The organism is Nocardioides sp. NPDC054178 (assembly GCF_055585005.1).
In genome coordinates, this window is record NZ_JBVJKY010000002.1 from 517968 (window position 1) to 536370 (window position 18403).

Annotated in this window: 25 protein-coding genes; 12 read left to right on the plus strand and 13 right to left on the minus strand. The window is 68.9% G+C overall.

What is annotated here, in order from left to right; translation table 11 throughout:
- The first annotated feature begins 120 nt into the window (after positions 1-120).
- The 3 genes from cysD to cysC all read left to right on the plus strand — a co-directional run bounded on the left by cysD (position 121) and on the right by cysC (position 3702).
- On the plus strand, positions 121-1035 hold the full coding sequence (gene cysD, locus ACZ6WN_RS09195; protein ID WP_357334357.1) for a sulfate adenylyltransferase subunit CysD: 915 nt from the start codon (positions 121-123) through the stop codon (positions 1033-1035).
- Positions 1035-2285 carry a sulfate adenylyltransferase subunit 1 gene (locus tag ACZ6WN_RS09200; protein WP_465864236.1) on the plus strand — a complete coding sequence of 417 codons (1251 nt, stop codon included), beginning with the start codon at positions 1035-1037 and terminating at the stop codon, positions 2283-2285. Before cysD ends, ACZ6WN_RS09200 begins: the two co-directional genes overlap by 1 nt.
- Before the next feature lie 226 nt (positions 2286-2511).
- Entirely contained in the window at positions 2512-3702 is a 1191-nt protein-coding gene (gene cysC, locus ACZ6WN_RS09205) for an adenylyl-sulfate kinase (RefSeq protein ID WP_465864238.1), read from the plus strand.
- A 116-nt stretch (positions 3703-3818) separates the two neighbouring features.
- Here the strand turns inward: cysC and ACZ6WN_RS09210 are convergent, their stop codons facing one another.
- The gene (locus ACZ6WN_RS09210; protein ID WP_465864240.1) at positions 3819-4970 is read right to left on the minus strand and encodes an FAD-dependent oxidoreductase; all 1152 of its coding nucleotides are present in this window, start codon (positions 4968-4970) and stop codon (positions 3819-3821) included.
- A 109-nt stretch (positions 4971-5079) separates the two neighbouring features.
- On the opposite strand from ACZ6WN_RS09210, the gene ACZ6WN_RS09215 reads away from it, so the two are divergent.
- Positions 5080-5679: a TetR/AcrR family transcriptional regulator gene (locus ACZ6WN_RS09215; protein WP_465864242.1), complete on the plus strand. Its 600-nt coding sequence runs from the start codon at positions 5080-5082 to the stop codon at positions 5677-5679.
- 155 nt (positions 5680-5834) lie between these two features.
- Here the strand turns inward: ACZ6WN_RS09215 and ACZ6WN_RS09220 are convergent, their stop codons facing one another.
- From ACZ6WN_RS09220 to ACZ6WN_RS09230, 3 genes are read right to left on the minus strand one after another with little or no spacing between them, the layout of a single operon-like run.
- Positions 5835-6659, minus strand: coding sequence for a beta-keto acid cleavage family enzyme (locus ACZ6WN_RS09220; RefSeq protein ID WP_465864244.1), 825 nt, complete (start codon positions 6657-6659; stop codon positions 5835-5837).
- A 26-nt stretch (positions 6660-6685) separates the two neighbouring features.
- Entirely contained in the window at positions 6686-7270 is a 585-nt protein-coding gene (locus tag ACZ6WN_RS09225; protein WP_465864246.1) for a hypothetical protein, read from the minus strand.
- Positions 7254-7565, minus strand: coding sequence for a hypothetical protein (locus tag ACZ6WN_RS09230; protein WP_465864248.1), 312 nt, complete (start codon positions 7563-7565; stop codon positions 7254-7256). Before ACZ6WN_RS09230 ends, ACZ6WN_RS09225 begins: the two co-directional genes overlap by 17 nt.
- A gap of 159 nt (positions 7566-7724) precedes the next feature.
- On the opposite strand from ACZ6WN_RS09230, the gene ACZ6WN_RS09235 reads away from it, so the two are divergent.
- Positions 7725-8240: an RNA polymerase sigma factor gene (locus ACZ6WN_RS09235; RefSeq protein WP_465864250.1), complete on the plus strand. Its 516-nt coding sequence runs from the start codon at positions 7725-7727 to the stop codon at positions 8238-8240.
- Positions 8237-8935, plus strand: a complete 699-nt coding sequence (locus ACZ6WN_RS09240; protein ID WP_465864252.1) for a hypothetical protein — start codon at positions 8237-8239, stop codon at positions 8933-8935. The genes ACZ6WN_RS09235 and ACZ6WN_RS09240 overlap by 4 nt, the downstream gene beginning before the upstream one ends.
- Here the strand turns inward: ACZ6WN_RS09240 and ACZ6WN_RS09245 are convergent, their stop codons facing one another.
- The 5 genes from ACZ6WN_RS09245 to ACZ6WN_RS09265 all read right to left on the minus strand — a co-directional run bounded on the left by ACZ6WN_RS09245 (position 8936) and on the right by ACZ6WN_RS09265 (position 11611).
- The gene (locus ACZ6WN_RS09245; protein WP_357334369.1) at positions 8936-9235 is read right to left on the minus strand and encodes a DUF1416 domain-containing protein; all 300 of its coding nucleotides are present in this window, start codon (positions 9233-9235) and stop codon (positions 8936-8938) included.
- Between the two features lie 2 nt (positions 9236-9237).
- The gene (locus ACZ6WN_RS09250; RefSeq protein ID WP_465864254.1) at positions 9238-10086 is read right to left on the minus strand and encodes a sulfurtransferase; all 849 of its coding nucleotides are present in this window, start codon (positions 10084-10086) and stop codon (positions 9238-9240) included.
- 38 nt (positions 10087-10124) lie between these two features.
- Complete coding sequence (locus tag ACZ6WN_RS09255; RefSeq protein WP_357334372.1) at positions 10125-10586, minus strand: DUF4395 domain-containing protein; 462 nt, start codon at positions 10584-10586, stop codon at positions 10125-10127.
- A gap of 243 nt (positions 10587-10829) precedes the next feature.
- Positions 10830-11291, minus strand: coding sequence for a thioredoxin family protein (locus ACZ6WN_RS09260; protein WP_465864256.1), 462 nt, complete (start codon positions 11289-11291; stop codon positions 10830-10832).
- Positions 11292-11320: 29 nt separating this feature from the next.
- Positions 11321-11611: a MerR family transcriptional regulator gene (locus tag ACZ6WN_RS09265; RefSeq protein WP_357334376.1), complete on the minus strand. Its 291-nt coding sequence runs from the start codon at positions 11609-11611 to the stop codon at positions 11321-11323.
- Positions 11612-11705: 94 nt separating this feature from the next.
- Between ACZ6WN_RS09265 and ACZ6WN_RS09270 the strand changes: the two genes are divergently transcribed.
- Positions 11706-12140: an Hsp20/alpha crystallin family protein gene (locus ACZ6WN_RS09270; RefSeq protein ID WP_465864258.1), complete on the plus strand. Its 435-nt coding sequence runs from the start codon at positions 11706-11708 to the stop codon at positions 12138-12140.
- Positions 12141-12209: 69 nt separating this feature from the next.
- Here the strand turns inward: ACZ6WN_RS09270 and ACZ6WN_RS09275 are convergent, their stop codons facing one another.
- Positions 12210-12479: a MoaD/ThiS family protein gene (locus ACZ6WN_RS09275; protein ID WP_357334379.1), complete on the minus strand. Its 270-nt coding sequence runs from the start codon at positions 12477-12479 to the stop codon at positions 12210-12212.
- 121 nt (positions 12480-12600) lie between these two features.
- Here ACZ6WN_RS09275 and ACZ6WN_RS09280 point away from each other — a divergent pair, with 121 nt between their 5' ends.
- The 4 genes from ACZ6WN_RS09280 to ACZ6WN_RS09295 all read left to right on the plus strand — a co-directional run bounded on the left by ACZ6WN_RS09280 (position 12601) and on the right by ACZ6WN_RS09295 (position 15945).
- Positions 12601-13347 carry a response regulator transcription factor gene (locus ACZ6WN_RS09280; protein WP_465864261.1) on the plus strand — a complete coding sequence of 249 codons (747 nt, stop codon included), beginning with the start codon at positions 12601-12603 and terminating at the stop codon, positions 13345-13347.
- Positions 13348-13356: 9 nt separating this feature from the next.
- Positions 13357-14175, plus strand: coding sequence for a mycothiol synthase (gene mshD / locus ACZ6WN_RS09285; protein ID WP_465864263.1), 819 nt, complete (start codon positions 13357-13359; stop codon positions 14173-14175).
- Between the two features lie 10 nt (positions 14176-14185).
- Complete coding sequence (locus ACZ6WN_RS09290) at positions 14186-15163, plus strand: ADP-ribosylglycohydrolase family protein (RefSeq protein WP_465864265.1); 978 nt, start codon at positions 14186-14188, stop codon at positions 15161-15163.
- Positions 15164-15297: 134 nt separating this feature from the next.
- Positions 15298-15945 carry a hypothetical protein gene (locus tag ACZ6WN_RS09295; protein ID WP_465864267.1) on the plus strand — a complete coding sequence of 216 codons (648 nt, stop codon included), beginning with the start codon at positions 15298-15300 and terminating at the stop codon, positions 15943-15945.
- 14 nt (positions 15946-15959) lie between these two features.
- On the opposite strand, the gene ygfZ is transcribed toward ACZ6WN_RS09295, so the two are convergent.
- The 3 genes from ygfZ to ACZ6WN_RS09310 are packed head-to-tail and all read right to left on the minus strand — an operon-like array spanning position 15960 to position 17883.
- Positions 15960-16919, minus strand: a complete 960-nt coding sequence (gene ygfZ, locus ACZ6WN_RS09300; RefSeq protein ID WP_465864269.1) for a CAF17-like 4Fe-4S cluster assembly/insertion protein YgfZ — start codon at positions 16917-16919, stop codon at positions 15960-15962.
- Between the two features lie 9 nt (positions 16920-16928).
- A complete protein-coding gene (locus ACZ6WN_RS09305) occupies positions 16929-17360 on the minus strand; it encodes a Fur family transcriptional regulator (protein ID WP_350830679.1) in 432 nt (143 codons plus the stop codon).
- A 19-nt stretch (positions 17361-17379) separates the two neighbouring features.
- Positions 17380-17883: a heme-binding beta-barrel domain-containing protein gene (locus ACZ6WN_RS09310; RefSeq protein ID WP_465864271.1), complete on the minus strand. Its 504-nt coding sequence runs from the start codon at positions 17881-17883 to the stop codon at positions 17380-17382.
- A 60-nt stretch (positions 17884-17943) separates the two neighbouring features.
- Between ACZ6WN_RS09310 and ACZ6WN_RS09315 the strand changes: the two genes are divergently transcribed.
- Positions 17944-18303: a DsrE family protein gene (locus tag ACZ6WN_RS09315; RefSeq protein WP_465864273.1), complete on the plus strand. Its 360-nt coding sequence runs from the start codon at positions 17944-17946 to the stop codon at positions 18301-18303.
- Positions 18304-18403: the final 100 nt, after the last annotated feature.

The following is an 18403-nucleotide window of genomic DNA, read 5'->3' on the forward strand; positions in this document are numbered from 1 at the left end:
CCCCGCTGCTGCGTACACTCGGATTTCCAGCCCACGCGGGGATGGGACATTTCGCCGTGCCGTGGAAGCCGCCACTAGCATGGGCGCCTCAACCTGACGGAGAGGTCCTCTGGTTCCGTAATGACTGCAACACACGCCGACTACCGGCTCAGCCAGCTCGACCAGCTGGAAGCCGAGTCGATCCACATCTTCCGCGAGGCCGCGGCAGAGTTCGAGAAGCCTGTCCTGATGTTCTCGGGCGGCAAGGACAGCATCGTGATGCTGCGACTTGCGGAGAAGGCTTTCTTCCCTGCCAAGATCCCGTTCCCGGTCCTCCAGATCGACAACGGCCTCGACTTTCCCGAGGTCGCCGAGACCCGTGACCGCTGGGTCAGCCGTCTGGGCGTACGCCTGGTGATCGCGAGCATCGATGACGCCATCGCGCGCGGCATCGTCGTCGACGACGGCAAGACCTCGCGCAACCGGCTCCAGACCCCCACCCTGCTGAACGCGATCGAGGAGAACGGCTTCACCGCCGCCTTCGGTGGCGGTCGCCGTGACGAGGAGAAGGCCCGCGCCAAGGAGCGCGTCTACTCCCACCGCGACGAGTTCGGCCAGTGGGACCCGAAGAACCAGCGCCCCGAGCTCTGGTCGCTCTACAACGGCCGCCTCCACGAGGGCGAGCACATGCGGGTCTTCCCGATCTCCAACTGGACCGAGCTGGACATCTGGGACTACATCGGCCGCGAGGGCATCGAGATCCCGCAGGTCTACTTCGCTCACCAGCGTCGCGTCTTCGAGCGCGACGGCATGCTGCTGACCGAGACCCCGCTCAACCCGCTGCGCGAGGGCGAGGTCGTCACCGAGCGTACGGTCCGCTACCGCACCTGCGGCGACATGACCCTGACCGGCTGCGTCGAGTCGACCGCATCCACGATCCCCGAGATCATCGAGGAGGTCGCCGCCGCCCGGGTCACCGAGCGTGGCGCGACCCGCGGTGACGACCGGTTCTCCGAGGCTGCCATGGAGGACCGCAAGAAGGAAGGTTACTTCTGATGGCCATGGACCTTCTGCGGTTCGCCACCGCCGGCTCGGTCGACGACGGCAAGTCCACCCTCATCGGGCGGCTGCTGTTCGACTCGAAGTCGATCTTCACCGACCAGCTCGAGTCGGTCGAGAAGACCTCGCAGGACAAGGGCCACGGCTACGTCGACCTCTCGCTGCTGACCGACGGGCTGCGCTCCGAGCGCGAGCAGGGCATCACCATCGACGTGGCCTACCGCTACTTCGCGACGCCCAACCGCAAGTTCATCATCGCCGACACCCCGGGCCACGTGCAGTACACGCGCAACATGGTCACCGGTGCCTCCACCGCCGACCTCGGCCTGGTGCTCGTCGACGCCCGTCACGGGCTGACCGAGCAGTCGCGCCGTCACGCGGTGCTCCTGTCCTTGCTGCGCGTGCCTCACCTGGTCCTGTGCATCAACAAGATGGACCTCGTGGACTACTCCCAGGAGGTCTACAACAAGATCTCGGCCGAGTTCACCGCGTTCGCGACCAAGCTCAACATCCCGGACCTCGAGGTCATCCCGATCTCGGCGCTCCAGGGCGACAACGTGGTGCAGCGCTCCGAGAAGATGACGTGGTACTCCGGCCCGACGCTGATCCACCACCTCGAGCACGTCCACGTCGCCTCCGACCGCGACCTGGTCGACGTGCGCCTTCCGGTGCAGTACGTCATCCGGCCGAAGTCCGACGACCACCACGACTACCGCGGCTACGCGGGCCAGATCGCCGGTGGCGTACTCAAGCCGGGCGACGAGGTCATGGTGCTTCCCTCGGGCATGACCTCGAAGATCGCCGGGATCGACCTGTTCGACCAGGAGATCCCCGAGGCGTTCCCGCCGATGTCGGTGACCGTCCGGCTCGAGGACGATGTCGACGTGAGCCGCGGCGACATGATCTCGCGGGTCAAGAACGCCCCCGAGCCCAGCCAGGACATCGACGCGATGATCTGCTGGATGACCAACGCTCCGCTGCGCCCGCGGCAGAAGCTGGCCATCAAGCACACCTCCAACTCGGCGCGTGCGCTGGTCAAGGACATCCAGTACCGCCTCGACGTCAACTCGCTCCACCGTGACCTGGAGACCAAGGAGCTCGGCCTCAACGAGATCGGCCGCGTGCAGCTGCGCACCACCAAGCCGCTGCTGTGCGACCCCTACTCGAAGAACCGCACCACCGGCTCCTTCATCCTCATCGACGAGGCGACCGGCGTCACCGTCGGCGCGGGCATGATCAACGACTGATCATCGGTTTCGTACGAAGCGGCGGCTCCCGACCCGGGAGCCGCCGCTTCGTGTTTGACGGCGGGCCGGATGCTGACCGAGGTAACTCAGTCAGAGGTCACTGCCCTCGGGGAGTTCCACGAAGGCAGTGGTCGTTCGCCGAGTTACCTCGGTGGACATTCAGGGGACCAGTCCACCCACGAGCGTGGTGCTGGCCGCCACCGAGCGCGACGTTAGAGTTCGGGGCGTGCCTGTGCCGCAGTACTCTCCCTCTTCCCGTGAGCTCGACGACGTCGAGCTGATCGTCTCCGGAGCCCTTCCCGGGCCGGTCAACGCAGACGGATCGGCCCTGACCCTGCACCTGCCGGCCGCGGTCGAGGAGTCCGCGGTCGCGGCGGGAGCCGTCGAGATCGTCGACCCTGAGGGCCTCCCGCTGGCGCGAGTCACCTGGCCCGCCGGCGACGTCACCGGCCTGTCCTCCCCTGCCTACGGTCCTTTCCGAAGGCTCTATCTGACCCCCGAGCAGACCCGGAAGGCGTACCCCGGGCGGACGGTCGTGCCGGTCACCGACGCGCTCACCACCACCGAGATCGAGGAGCTCGCCGACCTCGGGCCGGTGCTGCTGCTCGCTCTCGTCGGGCACGGCACCCCCTCGCTCTCCCCCGTCGCGCTGCTCCGTGCGACGTTGCTGGCCGCGGAGGACCTGCCCGACGCGGCCGTCGTCGCGGTGCCGCTGGCTTCGCACGACGACCCCGAGGCCGACCATGCGCTCGGCGTGGCCGTCGTCGAGGCGTACGCGGGCGGGGATGCGGTCCACGCGCTGGCTTCTCCGGCGTCGGACGACTACCCCGACGCCGTCGCCGCGATCATCGACGCCGACCAGCCCGCGCCCGAGGAGCAGGGCCTGGTCGTCTTCTTCACCGGCCTGTCCGGCTCCGGCAAGTCCACCCTCGCCCGCGCCCTGATGGACCGGATCCTCGAGCAGGGTGCGCGCACGGTCACCTCGCTCGACGGTGATGTCGTGCGCCGCAACCTGTCGGCCGGGCTGACCTTCTCCAAGGAGGACCGGGAGACCAACATCCGCCGGATCGGCTGGGTGGCCGCCGAGATCTCCCGCCACGGCGGTCTCGCGGTCTGTTCCCCCATCGCGCCCTTCGACTCGACCCGCCAGGACGTACGCGGCTTCGTCGCCGACGCCGGCGGCGCCTTCTTCCTGGTGCACGTGGCCACGCCGCTGGAGGAGTGCGAGCGGCGCGACCGCAAGGGCCTCTACGCCAAGGCCCGCCGCGGCGAGATCCCGGAGTTCACCGGCATCTCGTCTCCGTACGAGGAGCCGGCCGACGCCGACGTACGCGTCGACACCACCGGCCGCTCGATCGACGACGCCCTGTCCGACGTGATCGAGGGTCTCCGCACGGCTGGCTATCTCTCGCTCTGAGTCGCCGGGAGCGCACCGTCGGTTCGTCTAGGTATGCAGGTGACCCATCACCTCCCATGCGGAGCTCCGCCAGGGAGGTGCCTGTTGGTCTGCATACCTAGACGAACATCCACGGATCACCGGCCGCGGTAGACCAGCCCCGACAGGCGCCAGGCGAGCATCGTGCGGAAGCGAGGGAGCCTCGCGAGCGTGGACAGCACCAGGTTCCGTACGCCCCGCCGAACCCCGTGCGCGATGCCGAACCGGGTCAACCGGTCGGAGAGCGCGATGACCTCCTCGGCGACCGGCCGGCGGCGGGAGGCGTAGTCGTCGAGCGCGGCCTCGTCACCGGTGGTGATCGTGGCGACGAGGGCATCGCCGAGCACGACGGCGTCTTGGAGGCCGGTGTTCATGCCCTGGCCGCCGGCCGGGCTGTGCACGTGGGCGGCGTCGCCGGCGATCAGCACCCGCCCGGCGCGGTAGGAATCGGCGACGCGGTGGTGGACCCGGAATCGCGATCCCCACAGGACCTCGGTGACCTCGACCGGGCTCTTGACGCCTCCGCGCTGGTCGAGAAGGCGCTGGACGTAGTCGACGTCCGGCTCCTCGGGGGCCTCGGGGACCGGGGCCACGAACCGGAACGAGCCGTCGGGCAGGGGCGCGCAGACCAGGGTGCCCTCGGGCGAGAAGTAGAGGATGACCTCGTCGTGCGGCAGGTCGCCCTCGATGCGTACGTCGGCGAGGCTGAACGACTCGGCGTACTTCCCTCCCGGGAAGCCGATCCCGGCCCGGTCGCGCACGGTCGAGTGCATGCCGTCGGCACCGACGAGATAGCGCGCCCGGATCTCGGTGCCGTCCTCGGTGGTGGCGGTGACGCCGGTGTCGTCCTGGACGAGGTCGACGAGCGTGATCGGCCTCCGGACGTGGCCGCCGAGCTCGGTGAGACGCTCGAGGAGGACCCGCTCGGTGACCGCCTGGGAGACCATGAGGGCGTAGGGGAAGTCGCTGGGCAGGTCGTCGAAGCGGATTGGGACCAGGACCTTGTCGCGGTCACGGATGGTGAAGCGCGGCGCCTCGATGCCCTCCTCGACGAGACGAGCGGAGACACCGAGACCGGCGAGCACCTCCAGCGTGCGGGCGTGGACGACCGCGGCCCGGGAGGTGTTCTCCCCGGCGGCCTGATCGTCGATGAGGGTGACGTCGATGCCGGCCGCGGCCAGCGTGGCCGCCACCGCCAGCCCGGTGGGACCGGCTCCGGCGACGAGGACATCAGTGGTGATGGTGGACATGATGCTCTCCCTGCTCTCGCTTGGTCAACGAGTGTTGGCCAACTGGTGTTGACTAAGCTAGCGCGGCGTCATGGTTGACGTCAACAAGTGTTGGCCTACACTTGTTGGCATGACCGATACGCGCCGATCCGGAGCCGAGAGCCGCGACCGCATCCTCGCCGTCGCGCGTGAGCACTTCGCGCGACAGGGATACGACCGCACCACCATCCGCGCGATCGCCTCGGAGGCGCAGATCGACCCGTCGATGGTGATGCGCTACTTCGGTAGCAAGGAGGAGCTCTTCACCGCCGCCGCGGCGATCGACCTCGCGCTACCGGACCTCACCACGGTCCCCACCGACGAGGTCGGCCGGACGATGGTCGCCCATTTCGTACGCATGTGGGACTCCGACGGCACCCTGATGGCACTCCTGCGCCGTGCCGCCTCGGACCCGGGCGCGGCGGAGCAGATGCGGAGCATCTTCGCCGCCCAGGTCGCGCGCGCGGTGGCCCCGGTGTGCCCCGACCCGTCCCAGGCGCCACGCCGCGCAGCACTGGCCGCCTCCCAGCTCCTGGGCATCGCCCTGGGCCGCTACGTGCTCCATCTCCCACCCATCGTCGACATGACCCCCGAGGAGATCGTCGCCTGGGTGGCCCCCACGATCGACCGCTACCTCACCGCCGACTCGGCTCGTCCTGACCAAGGCCCTGGCCGAGTCGGCTCGTCCTGACCAAAATCCCGGCCGAGTCGGCGCAAATGTCCCGCGAGACCTCGCCGAGTCGGCGCACATGTCCCGGCCTCGAAGAGCGTTGGCCGCGGAGACCGGGACAGATGCGCCGACTCGGCAACGCGAAACGGGACAGATGCGCCGACTCGGCGGGATGACTACCGCTTGAGACCGAGAAGGGCCCAGGCCTCGTCGGTGCTCATCGGCGCTCGCTGAGCGACCGCGGCGGCTTCGACGGCGCGCTCGACGAGCTGGCGGTTGGCGTCGACCGGGACTCCCTTGGCGAGGGTGAGGACGTCCTCCATCCCGACCCGCAGGTGGCCGCCCATGGCCAGCGAGGTGAGCATGACCGGGAGGGTCGAGCGGCCGACGCCGGTCGCCGACCACGAGGTCACCTCCTCCGGCAGGGCGGCGACGCCGGCGACCAGCGCGGCGGAGGTGCCGGGCATGCCACCGGGCACGCCCATGACGAAGTCGACGTGGACCTTGCCGCCCGCGGGCAGCCCGTACTTCCCCAGCAGCCGCTGCAGCGCGGCGACGTGGCCCAGGTCGAAGAGCTCGAACTCCGGCACCACGCCGCGCTCCTGGGTGAGCTGGTAGAGCTCGGTGATGAACGGCCACGGGTTGGAGAAGACGTCGTCGCCGAAGTTCGTCGTGCCCATCGTCAGCGAGCACGAGTCCGGCCCGGCGTCGAGCACCTTCAGCCGCTTGTCCAGCGGGTCATGGACCGAGCCGCCGGTGGAGAGCTGCACGATCAGCTCGGTCTTCTCGTGGAGCGCATCGACCGTCTCGGTGAGCCGGCCGAGGTCGAGCGTCGGCGCATGGTCGTCGTCGCGGATGTGGACGTGGATCATCCGCGCCCCCGCCTCCTCACACTCGACGGCCGTCGCCACCAGCTCCTCCAGCGTCGTCGGCAGCTGCGGGCAGTCTTCCTTCGCGGTCTCCGCCCCGGTCGGCGCCACGGTCACAAGCAGTCCAGACATGAGGACAACCTATCGTCATATCCCGCTTAGACCGCAAGATTTCCTTCAGTCGGGACGCCAGAGGTCGCCTGCGTACGCCGGTGGTTGCCCGCCTCGCCGCTTCGAGCCCGTCGTGGCCATGGGCGTGACCACTCGCTCGAGGCGACCGCGAGGGCGAGTCCGCACCCGACGTACAGGACCATTCCGACCGCGAGAGTGGGAGCGGGCGGGTTGTCGGTGGCTCCCCTCGAGAGGATGACGATCGGAGCGACGGATGCGGACGCGCCGATCAGCATCACCACCGCCCGGACCAGGGGTACGCGACAGCGACCGAGGACGATGCCCGTGACGACGAACGGCACGAGGAGCATCCCGGGCCCGAAGAAGAGCAGCAGTCCCGGCACGGGCGCGAGCCGCCACCATCGCGTACGTCCTGAGAGCCGAGCGCCCCGGACGGCCCCGAGCCCGATGAACTCGAGCAGCACGAGGCCGACGATCATGCCGGTCCCCTGCAGCGTGAACGAGGGGTCGTTGCTGAAGAACCGCATGAAGAGCCGAGCCGCAGCCGCCCAGGCGAGCCCGAGCCCGACGAAGAGGAGGACGGAGCGGCCGAGCTCACCGCGCCTGGACACCCGGAGTCCTACCGCCGTGCCCGACGAGATCGCGGACGAAGTCGCTGAAACGCCTCACCAGGACGTAGACGCTGTCGGTGTGCTGGTGCGTGGGCTTCGGGAGCCACTCGACGGGCACGCCCGGGTTCTCGGCGTAGAGAGCGGCCTGGCGCGCGAGCTGTTCGGCGTACCTCGCCTGCCGTCGAGCCTGCCTGGCGAGCCGGAGCCGGTGCCGAGCCTGCTGGGCGGCGATCTCGCGCGCACGGTGCTCCGCGGCCATCTCGATAGCCATCTCGGGGCTGTTCATGAAGGACATTGGACCCCTCCTTGGGAGTAGAGGTGTTTGTAAACTCTGCTTCGAAGACGTCTGTGCCGGCCGGGGAGGGTGACCGGCCGAAGCAGTTCTTTTTTCGTCTCGGGGGCTGTCACCCCGATCGCCCGTCCCACTCGTCTAGAGAGTGATGGGACGAGTGCCATGGACGATGAGGACGTCGACGTCGCGATCGGCGACGGCCTGCTCGTGGCGCTCTTCGAGAGCGAAGGGGCGGCGCTGGTGCACATGGCTCGGTGGTATGTGGACGACAAGACGGCGGCCGAGGATCTCGTCCAGGAGGCCTTCATCCGGCTGGCCCGGCACGCCCACCGGCTTCGGGACCACACCAAGGCGACCGCGTACCTGCGCGTGATCGTCGTCAACCTGGCCCGCGATCACAACCGCCGCGGCTTCGTCTCTCTGCGCCATCAACCGCCGGCGGAACCGTACGAGGCCTCTGCCGAGGACCACGCCGTCGGCCACGCCGTCCGGGACGAGGTGATCGCCGCGCTGCGCGCGCTCCCGACCCGACAGCGCGAGTGCATCAGCCTGCACTACTACTACGACCTCGGCGTCGCCGAGATCGCCACCGCTCTCGGTCTCTCGGAGAACTCCGTCAAGACCCATCTCCGGCGCGGCCGCAAGAGCCTGTCGGCAACCCTGGACGGGTCCCGATGAGCCGGCTCGACGACCTGCTGCGAGAGGCGATGGGCGACCCGGCCGATCCGCCACCGCCGTCCGGCGATCTCTTCGCCAGGGTGGTCGAGGGCATCGCCGGGGACCGGGCGCGCCGCCGGGTGCGCCGCCGGGTCGTCGCCCTCATCGTCCTCGCCGCCGTGGTCACCGGCGCGGTGGCGTACGTCAACAAGCTCCGTGAACTGAACGGGGAGGAAACCATGCCCTGGTGGACGCTCGAAATCCTGACGACCGCGATCCTCATCGGACTCGCCCTGTGGCTCGGTCCGCTGATCAAGCGGTTCGGCCGCGCGTACGCCGCCGACGTGTTCCACGACAACCCGCGGACCGGCAAGAGCTACATCGTGCTGACCGACATCGTCTACTACCTGATCTTCATCGCCTACATCCTCTTCACGATCCGGTTCGAGCCGGCCGACTCCTGGCTCGGGTCTGCTGGCTCAATCTCGGCCGACCAGCTCAGCGACGAGTTGGCGAGGATCGCCGGGATCCTGCTGATCATCGGCATCCTGCACGCGATCAACATCGTGCTCATGCCGGTGCTCGGCCGGCTGTTCTCACTCAACCGGCGGCTCCCGCCGGGCTCCTCGGTCCCGACCGGAGCGCTTGGCCGAAATGCCGACCGGCCCGCCCTGCCGAAGCAGGACGGGCCGGAAAGCATGGAACGGCGCGAATGATCAGCCGATCGGGATCGTCACCTCGGCGACGTTGCCGACCGCGGCGTGGACCTTCTTGTCGACCGGCTCCGCCTTCGGCGCGAGCGTACGCAGCGTCCACTCGCCGTCGCCGGCGAAGAACCGGAAGTGGCCGGTGGCCGAGGTGGGCACCTCGGCGGTGAACTCGCCGCTGCGGTCGAGCAGCCGGACGTAGGCACCGTGGACCGGCTCGCCACCGCGGGTCACCTGACCCTGGATGACAGCCTCCTTGGCGACATCGACGCCGGCGAGCGAGAGCCCGCCCTCAGTTGCTCCGCACATGCTCAGGCCTCCCCGGGCTCGTCACCGAGCGCCACGGGAACGCCGACGAGCGAGCCGTACTCGGTCCACGAGCCGTCGTAGTTCTTCACGTTCTCGTGGCCGAGCAGCTCCTTGAGCACGAACCAGGTGTGCGAGGAGCGCTCACCGATGCGGCACAGGGCGATGGTGTCCTTGCTGTCGTCGAGGCCGGCCTCGCCGTAGATCTCGCGCAGCTCCTCGTCGGAGCGGAAGGTGCCGTCGTCGTTGGCAGCCTTGCTCCACGGCACGTTGATCGAGGTCGGCACGTGACCGGCGCGCTGAGCCTGCTCCTGCGGGAGGTGGGCCGGAGCCAGCAGACGACCGGCGTACTCGTCGGGCGACCGCACGTCGACCAGGTTCTTGACGCCGATGGCCTCGACGGTCTCGTCGCGGAAGGCGCGGATCGAGAGGTCCTGGTCCTGGGCGGTGTAGCTGGCCGGCTCGCGGGTGACGGCCTCGTCGGTCAGCTCGCGGGAGTCGAGCTCCCACTTCTTACGGCCGCCGTCGAGCAGCTTGACGTCCTGGTGGCCGTAGAGCTTGAAGTACCAGAAGGCGTACGCGGCGAACCAGTTGTTGTTGCCGCCGTAGAGCACCACGGTGTCGTCGTTGGAGACGCCACGCTCGGAGAGCAGTGCCGAGAACTGGTCCTTGCTGACGAAGTCGCGGCGCACCTGGTCCTGCAGGTCGGTGGTCCAGTCGAGCTTGATCGCACCCTTGATGTGGCCCTTGTCGTAGGCGGTGGTGTCTTCGTCGACCTCGATCAGCACCACCTTCGGGTCATCGAGGTGCTCCTCCACCCACTGGGCGGAGACGAGGGAGTTCTCGCGGGTCATCTAGGTACCTTTCGTTGGTGTTTCTGGCGTTCAGGGGGTCAGGCCGACGGGGTGGGAGCCAGTCGCCTGATCAGCAGGTAGATCTCGCAGCCGAGGCAGAACCGGAAGACGGCATTGAGCACGGCCGCGACCAGCGCGAGGCCGAGGGCGATCTGCGCCACGAGGGTGGCGCCGAGGAGGTAACCCACGAGCGCGACCAGCAGGAAGGCGAGGCCTACCCCCTGGGCGAACCGGGGCGGGGCCGGGTCCTCGAGCTCGTCCGGCGCACCGAGGCGGGGACGTACGAACTTCTTGAAGAGCCAGGCGTGAGGGGTCCGCTGAACGCCGAGACCTGCCCCGATCGCGAAGAGCACGGTCTGGATCACCGTGACCACCAGAGCCCAGGGCTGCGGGAGCAGCAGGGCCAGGATGAGCACGACAACGGTCACCGCTGCAGTGAACTGCGGGCCGCGGGGGTCGATTCCGGTCTGTGTAGCCGTCGTGCTCGAGGTCTCGGACATAGGTGTGCTCCTGCGAGAGTGGAGGGGAGGTCGTCAGGAACGAGCCTGACAGGCGAAAGCGATCCCCGGGGTCGACCAGGTCGACAAATCTCAGGGAATCAGCGGCAGGAACGACACAGCGCCGAGCGCACGCGGCAGTGATCCACTGCGCGGCGCTTGGTCAGCATGGTCGAGAACATGCGATGACAGTAGCGCGATGCTCGACGGCGACGAAACGAATGTCTCGGAATGCGGACGCGAGTGTCACGATTCGAGATCGTAGGCCGGGATCGCGCTCAGGACCTGCTCCTTGCGAGGCGCACCGGAAGCCCGGGCGACCTCGTTGCCGGCACCGTCGAGCACCAGCGTCGTGGGCGTCCGCAGCACGTCGAGGCGGCGGACCAGGTCGAGGTGGTGCTCGGCGTCGATCTCGAGGTGCACGACGCCGGGAACGATCTCGGCGACATCGCCCAGGATCCTCCGGGTCGCCCGGCACGGCGCACAGAAGGCGCTGGAGAACTGCACGAGCGTCGCGCGCTCACCGAGCTCGCTCTCCCCCAGCGCGTCGGTGACCGCATCCCAGGCACGCGGCTCGGGGGCGTGCTCCTCGTGGGCCACGTGCAGCTCCTTCGTACCTCTGAACCGTCCATCGGTGAACAACCTGAACAGGCCGAACCCGAGGGCGGCGACGACCGCGATGACGGCGATCCAGGCTCCGGTGCTCATGGAACTATTGAACCGGCAATCCGCTCCACTCATTCCCGCGAGGTACGCCGAAGCCTCTGATTGACCGCCTCCAGGCGGCGTACGTCCTCCTCCAGGGCCAGCACACGGGCGATCCCGGCGAGGTTGAGACCGTCGGCGAGGAGGTCACGGATGCGGACCAGGCGCTCGACGTCGGCGCGGGAGTAGAGCCGGGTACCACCCGAGGTCCGCGCAGGGTCGACCAGCCCCCGCCGCTCGTAGACGCGGAGGTTCTGGATCTGCATCTCGGCCATCTCTGCGGCCACCGAGATGGCGTAGACAGCCCTGGTTCGCTCCGTCATGCGATCAATTCTGACACGAGGGGTTGAAATCATCTAGCGCTTGGGATATATGAAAGGTGTAACCGTTGATATAGATCCCGTCAGGAGGGAAACCATGCTGATCCGAAGCACCGATCCGTTCCGCGAGTTCGATCGCATCACCCAGCAGCTCCTCGGCGGCGGCACCACCAACCGGCCGGCCGTGATGCCCATGGACGCCTGGCGCGAGGGCGACAGGTTCGTCATCGAGTTCGACCTGCCCGGGGTCAGCCCGGACACGATCGACCTCGACGTCGAGCGCAACGTGCTCACCGTCAAGGCCGAGCGGGTCGCCAAGAACGGCGACTGGCAGATGCTGGCCAACGAGCGCGTCCGAGGCAGCTTCAGCCGCCAGCTCGTGCTCGGTGACAACCTCGACCTCGAGCACATCGAGGCTGCGTACGACGCCGGGGTGCTGCGCCTGGTCGTGCCGGTGGCCGAGAAGGCCAAGCCGCGCAAGATCCAGATCGCCACCAGCCCCCAGTCGGAGCCTGCTGCGATCGAGGGCTGATACGTGCCCGCCCCGGCAGGCCCTTACGCAGGCGAGTCTCCGGGTGCGGGCTCCCCAACCCTCTGCGAACTAGCCGCCGGCGAACGGCGGAAGGAACTCAACCGTCGACCCCGGTGGGACCTCGATCCCGCCGGGGTCGCTCGTCCCCGCGGGACGGTCGCCGATGAGTGCCGAGCAGACCTTCAGCACCTCGGGGAGACGGGTGTCGGCGTGCAGCTCCGCGGCACGGCGTACGACTTCTGCCAGCGTCAACGGGCCGTCGACCTCGAACCGGTCGGACGGAGTCCCGGCCGCCGACTTGGCCGCAGCCCAGTAGCGGACCTCTATAACATTCGTCACTTTCTCGTGGACAACCTTCCTATGTCACCGTGAGGTTTCGTTAATATGGTCCAACGATCACCTCACCGAGGCTCAATGTTGCGTTTCGGTGCTCCTCTTTCTCTGACCGAGAGGCACCCCCATGAGCTCGCTTCTGTTGTTGACCAGTTCACTCCAGCCTTCGACAGATGTCCTTCCCGGGCTCTCGCTCCTCGGCCATCAGGTGAAGATCCTTCCTGCTGAAGGTAGCGCGCTCCTCGAGGCGCCCGACTCCGACCTGCTGCTCGTGGACGGCCGGCAGGACCTCGCCCAGGCCCGCGACCTGTGTCGCCTGATCCGCACGACCGGCACCGACATCCCCGTCCTGCTGATCGCCACCGAGGGTGGCCTCGCGGTCGTCGCCCACGACTGGGGCATGGACGACGTCGTGCTGCACACCTGTGGTCCGGCCGAGCTCGAGGCCCGGATCAAGCTCGCGATCGGACGCATCTCGGCGGCTCGCGACGCCTCCGACCCCGAGGCCCACGTCATCCGCTCCGGCGAGGTCGTCGTCGACGACGCCACCTACACCGCCAAGATCGGCGGCCGCCCGCTCGACCTGACCTTCAAGGAGTTCGAGCTCCTGAAGTTCCTCGCCCAGCACCCGGGCCGCGTCTTCTCCCGCCAGCAGCTGCTGCAGGAGGTGTGGGGATACGACTACTTCGGCGGCACCCGCACCGTCGACGTCCACGTACGTCGCCTGCGCGCCAAGCTCGGCCCCGAGAACGAGACCCTCATCGGCACCGTCCGCAACGTCGGCTACCGCTTCGTGCTGCCCTCGAAGAACAACGACGCCGCCGCCGACGGCGCCCGGCTGACCCCGTCTCCTCGCCTGGGGGCCGACGCCTAGGCTGGCCCCATGGCACTCACCGTCGAGCAGGTCCTGGCCATCGCGAAGGCGACCGAGGCGTACGACGGCGTGGCGCCGCTCGACGAGGCAACCCTCCTGACGCTGCGCAACCGACCCGACGACGCGACGATCTGGGGTGACGTACGCGGCTTCGGGCTCTTGATCGGCACCGAGCTGTCCTTGGTGGTGCTCACCCAGCATCGAGGTGTCGGCCTCGGCCGACAGCTGCTGCTCCGGGCGCCGTCGCTGGCGCCCGGGACCACGGCTTGGTCCCACGGGGACAACCCGGCGGCCGCCCGGCTGGCCACCACCCAGGGCTGGGAGCGCACCCGTGAGCTGTGGGTGATGCGGCGTCCGGTCGCCGGCCTCCCGCCGGCCTCGGAGGCTCCCGACGGCATCGTCGTACGCGGCTTCGAGCCGGGTGACGAGGCCGAGCTGCTCCGGGTCAACGCCGCCGCCTTCGCGCACCACCCCGAGCAGGGCTCGCTGGACGAGGCGGGTCTACGGGAGCGGATGTCGGAGCCGTGGTTCGACGCATCGGGGCTGGTCACCGCGTGGGAGGACGAGAAGCTCCTGGCGTTCCATTGGACCAAGCGCCACAGCGACACCGAGGGCGAGGTCTACGTCGTCGGCGTCGATCCCTCCGCCCAGGGTCGCGGCCTCGGCAAGCTGGTCACCCTCCTCGGGCTGGGTCATCTGGCCACCGTCGGCGTCGAGCGGATCCATCTCTATGTCGAGGGCGACAACACCCCGGCCGTACGTCTCTACGAAGGGCTCGGGTTCACCCGCGCCGCGGCGGACACGCACGTCCAGTACACCCGCGGCTAGGGTCTGGCGCGTGGACCTGACCCAATCCCATCTCACAGAGTCTCAGAGTGACCGGGCCGTCGGGGCCATCGTCGGGACCGCGGTCGCGGATGCGCTCGGGGCTCACTACGAGTTCGACCGCCCACGGCTCGGAGCGGACGAGAGCGCGCAGATGCTCGGCGGCGGGCTCGGCCCGTTCGCGCCCGGGGAATGGACCGACGACACCACGATGGCATGGTGCATCCTCGACGCCGCCGCGAGCGGCCACGACCTGCGGACCGAGGACGGGCTGACCGCGGTCGGCCGCAACTTCCGGACGTGGGCGGAGTCGGAGCCGAAGGACATCGGCAACCAGACCGCCCGGGTGCTCGGCGCCGCCGGACCCACGCCGACCGCCGCGGACCTGCGGCTCGTCTCGGAGAAGCTGCACGCGACGACCGGCCGCAGCGGAGGCAACGGCTCCCTGATGCGCACCGCCGCGGTTCCGCTCCGGTTCCTCGGCGACCGTCCCGCCGTGGCCGAGGCCGCCGCCGCGGTGAGCGCCCTGACCCACTGGGACGAGCACGCCCGCTCCGGCTGCGTGCTGTGGTCGCTCGCGATCGAGCACGCGGTGATGCACGGCGAGCTCGACGTACGCTCCGGCCTCTCCCACCTCTCCCCCGTCGAGGCCGCCTTCTGGGCCGAGAAGCTCGACGAGGCCGAGACCGCGCCGCCGGCGACCTTCAACCCCAACGGCTGGGTCGTCACCGCACTGCAGGCCGCCTGGTCCTCGATCGCCCAGACCCCGGCCACCGGACCCGAGCACTATGTCGAAGCGCTCGACACCGCCATCCGCATCGGCAACGACACCGACACCGTCGCCGCCATCGCCGGCGGGCTCCTCGGCGCCCGCTGGGGCGCCGCGGCCGTCCCCGTCGAATGGCGCGCCCTCAGCCACGGCTACCCCGGCATCCCCGGCGACGCCCTCGCCGCCCTCGCTCGGGACGCCGTTGCCGCCGGTCGCAGCTGACAGCGCCATGGCCCGGGCCTACATCAATGGGCGGCACTTTGTGAATCGTTCACGAGGTGCCGCCCACTGATGTAGGAGCGACAACTACACGCGCACACAGAGAACTGTCGGTGCTCACGCCTACCGTCGATTGCATGAAACTCACCGCCCGTGCCGCCGCCGAGATGATCTCCGCCGCCCACAGCATCGGCTTGCGAGATGCGGCGCGAGTGCTGACCGCCGGCATGGCGGGGCCGGCAACGCGGCAAGGCAGTGCGCTTCTCTATGACGAACGGCGGCTCGACCAACTGCTCGACCGCCCCGAATGTCCCACGTCGGAACTAGACCGCTGGCGTCCGTTCATCGTCCGCATCAGCAGGAAGCAATCCTTCGACACCGACGCCGCTTGGAGCGACCGTGCTCGTGCCATCGCCGGGCCATGGCAACTTCCTCTGCCGACCTCGATCTACCTCGCCTGGCACAGCAGCTTGAGTCCAGCAGCCGGCATGCGACACCCGATGATCGGTGTCATGGCCGGCTGGGTGGCAGTCGGCGCCGAGATCGTCGGATATGACCAGGGCAGCTTTCGCCTCGAGCCGCCGGGTCACTGGTTCGACTCGTTCCACGACACCTGGCTTGCTCTCCCGCCACGGCGGCGCTGGGTTCTGTGGGGTGCACCCTCAACCGTGATGCAGCCCCCAGGACCACCCGAACGCAGAGCATCCCAGGCGGCCTACACGAGCTCACGCGACTGGCTGAGCGACAAGGCACCCGTACCCGTCCGGTCGAACGGGCGGCTCTGACCCACCCACGGGATTCAGCGCAGCGGGCGGATGTGGAGACCGATCTCGGGGTCGACGAGGACCTCCTGCGCGACCGGCATCCCGTCCACGACGAGCTGCTCGTCCACGGGTACGTTGCGCTTGACCAGCCCCAGCGCGATCGGGCCGAGCTCGTGGTGCCGGGCGGAGGACCCGACGAAGCCGACCGTCTTCTCTCCGAAGACCAGCTCCGACCCCGCAGCCGGCAGCCGGTTCTCGGAGCCGTCGAGGTGGAGCAGCACCAGTCGCCGCGGCGGACGGCCGAGCGTGTGGACGCGGGCGACCGTCTCCTGGCCGCGGTAGCAGCCCTTGTCGAGGTGCACGGCGTAGTCCGGGCCGACCACATCCGCGGCACCCGGCACCCAGCCGACCTCGTTGGGGATCGTGCGCGCGTCGGTGTCCACCCCGAAGCGGGGCTCACCACGCTCGATCCGGAGAGCCTCGAACGCCCAGAACCCGCAGGCGGGGCCCGCGGCGGCGGCATACGTCTCCAAGGACTCGCGCGGGACGAACGAGTAGCCCTGCGCGGGGCGCCAGACGGAGGCCTGCGACTCGTCCAGGGCGACCGTCACGTCGGACCAGAACTTCATCCGCTCCAGGTAGGTCACCAGCGCCTCACCTGCTCCGGGCTCGGTCCACGCGAGGAAGGAGGAGCCGTCGTCGACGCCGGAGAAGAAATGCTCGACATGACCCTGCGGCGACAGGATCAGGGCCGAGGTCCAGACCCCCGGGGCCAGTCCCTCGAAGGCCTGCGAGGTGAGCGAGTGCAGCCAGGTCAGCCGGTCGGGCCCGGCGATCCGGAGGACGTCGCGGTGGGAGAGATCGACGAATCCTTCACCTGAGGCGAGCGTCCGCTGCTCCAGGTTGAACGAGCCGTAGTGCGCGGCGACGGGTGCGTCGGCACCGTCGCCGGCGACGGCGCCGGGCAGGGACAGAAGCGGGCTGGCAGTCATCATGCTGTGCTCCTACTGGGGCTCGGAAGAACAGTCGACGCACGCCCCGAAGACGGTCAGATGAGCGACGTCGACCTCGAAGGCGTACTCCTCACGCAGCCGCTCGCAGATACCGTCGGCCACCGAGGGGTCAACACTGGTGACCTTCTGACACTTCCTGCAAACCGCATGAAAATGTGGCCGCCCCGAGACCGAGTGGTAGGTCGAGGCCCGTTCGCCCAGATGGGCGTGGCGCACCAGCCCCAGCTCCTCGAGCACCTCGAGGTTGCGGTAGACGGTGGAGAGGTTGATCGCCGAGGACGACTCGCGCACGACCGCGAGCACCTCCTCGGGGGTGGCGTGCCGCAGCCGCTCGACGGCGCCGAGCACCAGCTCGCGCTGGGGCGTGAGCCGATAGCCCTTCGCCCGAAGGGCTTCGCGCCAGTCCTCAGCGGCCTCGGTCATCGTGCCTACTTCCGTGAGCCTATTTGTGGGCTCGCTTGAGCCGCGCCCACAGGTGCGGCTGCAGTGCCTGACCCATCGCGGCCATGTCGTACGCATAGAGCAGGTCGCCCTCGACGTTGCCGTAGAGCCGCTTGCCGGCGGTGTACTCCTTGGCCGTCTCCGTGCGGGCGACCGCGTCGGTGACGACGTCGAGCTTGCCGCCCGCGGCCTTGCCGTACCAGATCTCCACGATGCCGCTGCTGTGCGTCATCACCCACTCGACCTCGCCCTCGGGGCGGAAGCGCAGGAAGCCGGTCTCCAGCGCGGCGTCGCGCACCTTCTCCCCCGTCTCGGGGTCGATGATCCACGAGCGCGCGAAGTAGTGGAAGAACGGTCGCCCGTCGTGGGTGAAGATCAGCTCCTGCCCGAACTCGAACTTGTCGATCGTCGGATAGTCACCGTGCCCGTTGCCCTGCCAGGTGCCGAGCATCCACGCACAGGGACCGGCATCGGGGTGAAGGTTCTCCGGAAGTTCGAAAGCCACACCCCGAGTTTAGGCCGTACGTCGGCTACGACCCGAAACGCAAGCGCTAGTGTGCTCGGCATGCAAGAACTCGTGGTGAAGGTGACCGTGGGCGCCGAGGCGCCGGAGCGTACGAACCAGGCCTTCACGGTCGCCTCGGCAGCCGCGACCGCCGGCGCGAAGGTGTCTCTGTGGCTCACCGGTGAGGCGACCTGGTTCGCGGTGCCCGGGCGCGCGGAGGAGTTCACCCTCGAGAACGCGGCGCCGCTGCAGGAGCTGATCGGCCTGGTCATCGAGGCCGGCCAGGTGACCGTGTGCAGCCAGTGCGCCTCGCGCCGCGACCTGTCCGAGGACGACCTCATCGACGGCATCGTGATCAAGGGCGCGGTCGTGTTCGCCGAGGAGATCCTGCGCGACGGCGTGCAGGCGCTCGTCTACTGAGGTTGGCCCCGGCAGGAATTACACTGATGTAGTTCCAGGTAGCGGGCGTGTTAATCCTCTCGGAGACTCCACACACCGCCTACTTCGCCGTTAGCATTCA

Bases quoted from the DNA above. Each gene is read 5' to 3' on its own strand.
- ACZ6WN_RS09270 (WP_465864258.1), top strand. From the start codon at position 11,706: ATGCTGATCCGAAGCACCGATCCGTTCCGCGAGTTCGATCGCATCACC.
- ACZ6WN_RS09200 (WP_465864236.1), top strand. From the start codon at position 1,035: ATGGCCATGGACCTTCTGCGGTTCGCCACCGCCGGCTCGGTCGACGAC.
- ACZ6WN_RS09230 (WP_465864248.1), bottom strand. From the start codon at position 7,565: ATGTCCTTCATGAACAGCCCCGAGATGGCTATCGAGATGGCCGCGGAG.
- ACZ6WN_RS09215 (WP_465864242.1), top strand. From the start codon at position 5,080: ATGACCGATACGCGCCGATCCGGAGCCGAGAGCCGCGACCGCATCCTC.
- ACZ6WN_RS09295 (WP_465864267.1), top strand. From the start codon at position 15,298: ATGAAACTCACCGCCCGTGCCGCCGCCGAGATGATCTCCGCCGCCCAC.
- ACZ6WN_RS09315 (WP_465864273.1), top strand. From the start codon at position 17,944: ATGCAAGAACTCGTGGTGAAGGTGACCGTGGGCGCCGAGGCGCCGGAG.
- ACZ6WN_RS09280 (WP_465864261.1), top strand. From the start codon at position 12,601: ATGAGCTCGCTTCTGTTGTTGACCAGTTCACTCCAGCCTTCGACAGAT.
- ACZ6WN_RS09235 (WP_465864250.1), top strand. From the start codon at position 7,725: ATGGACGATGAGGACGTCGACGTCGCGATCGGCGACGGCCTGCTCGTG.
- ACZ6WN_RS09250 (WP_465864254.1), bottom strand. From the start codon at position 10,086: ATGACCCGCGAGAACTCCCTCGTCTCCGCCCAGTGGGTGGAGGAGCAC.
- ACZ6WN_RS09240 (WP_465864252.1), top strand. From the start codon at position 8,237: ATGAGCCGGCTCGACGACCTGCTGCGAGAGGCGATGGGCGACCCGGCC.
- cysD (WP_357334357.1), top strand. From the start codon at position 121: ATGACTGCAACACACGCCGACTACCGGCTCAGCCAGCTCGACCAGCTG.
- ACZ6WN_RS09220 (WP_465864244.1), bottom strand. From the start codon at position 6,659: ATGTCTGGACTGCTTGTGACCGTGGCGCCGACCGGGGCGGAGACCGCG.
- ACZ6WN_RS09255 (WP_357334372.1), bottom strand. From the start codon at position 10,586: ATGTCCGAGACCTCGAGCACGACGGCTACACAGACCGGAATCGACCCC.
- ACZ6WN_RS09260 (WP_465864256.1), bottom strand. From the start codon at position 11,291: ATGAGCACCGGAGCCTGGATCGCCGTCATCGCGGTCGTCGCCGCCCTC.
- ACZ6WN_RS09245 (WP_357334369.1), bottom strand. From the start codon at position 9,235: ATGTGCGGAGCAACTGAGGGCGGGCTCTCGCTCGCCGGCGTCGATGTC.
- ACZ6WN_RS09265 (WP_357334376.1), bottom strand. From the start codon at position 11,611: ATGACGGAGCGAACCAGGGCTGTCTACGCCATCTCGGTGGCCGCAGAG.
- ACZ6WN_RS09210 (WP_465864240.1), bottom strand. From the start codon at position 4,970: ATGTCCACCATCACCACTGATGTCCTCGTCGCCGGAGCCGGTCCCACC.
- ygfZ (WP_465864269.1), bottom strand. From the start codon at position 16,919: ATGATGACTGCCAGCCCGCTTCTGTCCCTGCCCGGCGCCGTCGCCGGC.
- ACZ6WN_RS09305 (WP_350830679.1), bottom strand. From the start codon at position 17,360: ATGACCGAGGCCGCTGAGGACTGGCGCGAAGCCCTTCGGGCGAAGGGC.
- mshD (WP_465864263.1), top strand. From the start codon at position 13,357: ATGGCACTCACCGTCGAGCAGGTCCTGGCCATCGCGAAGGCGACCGAG.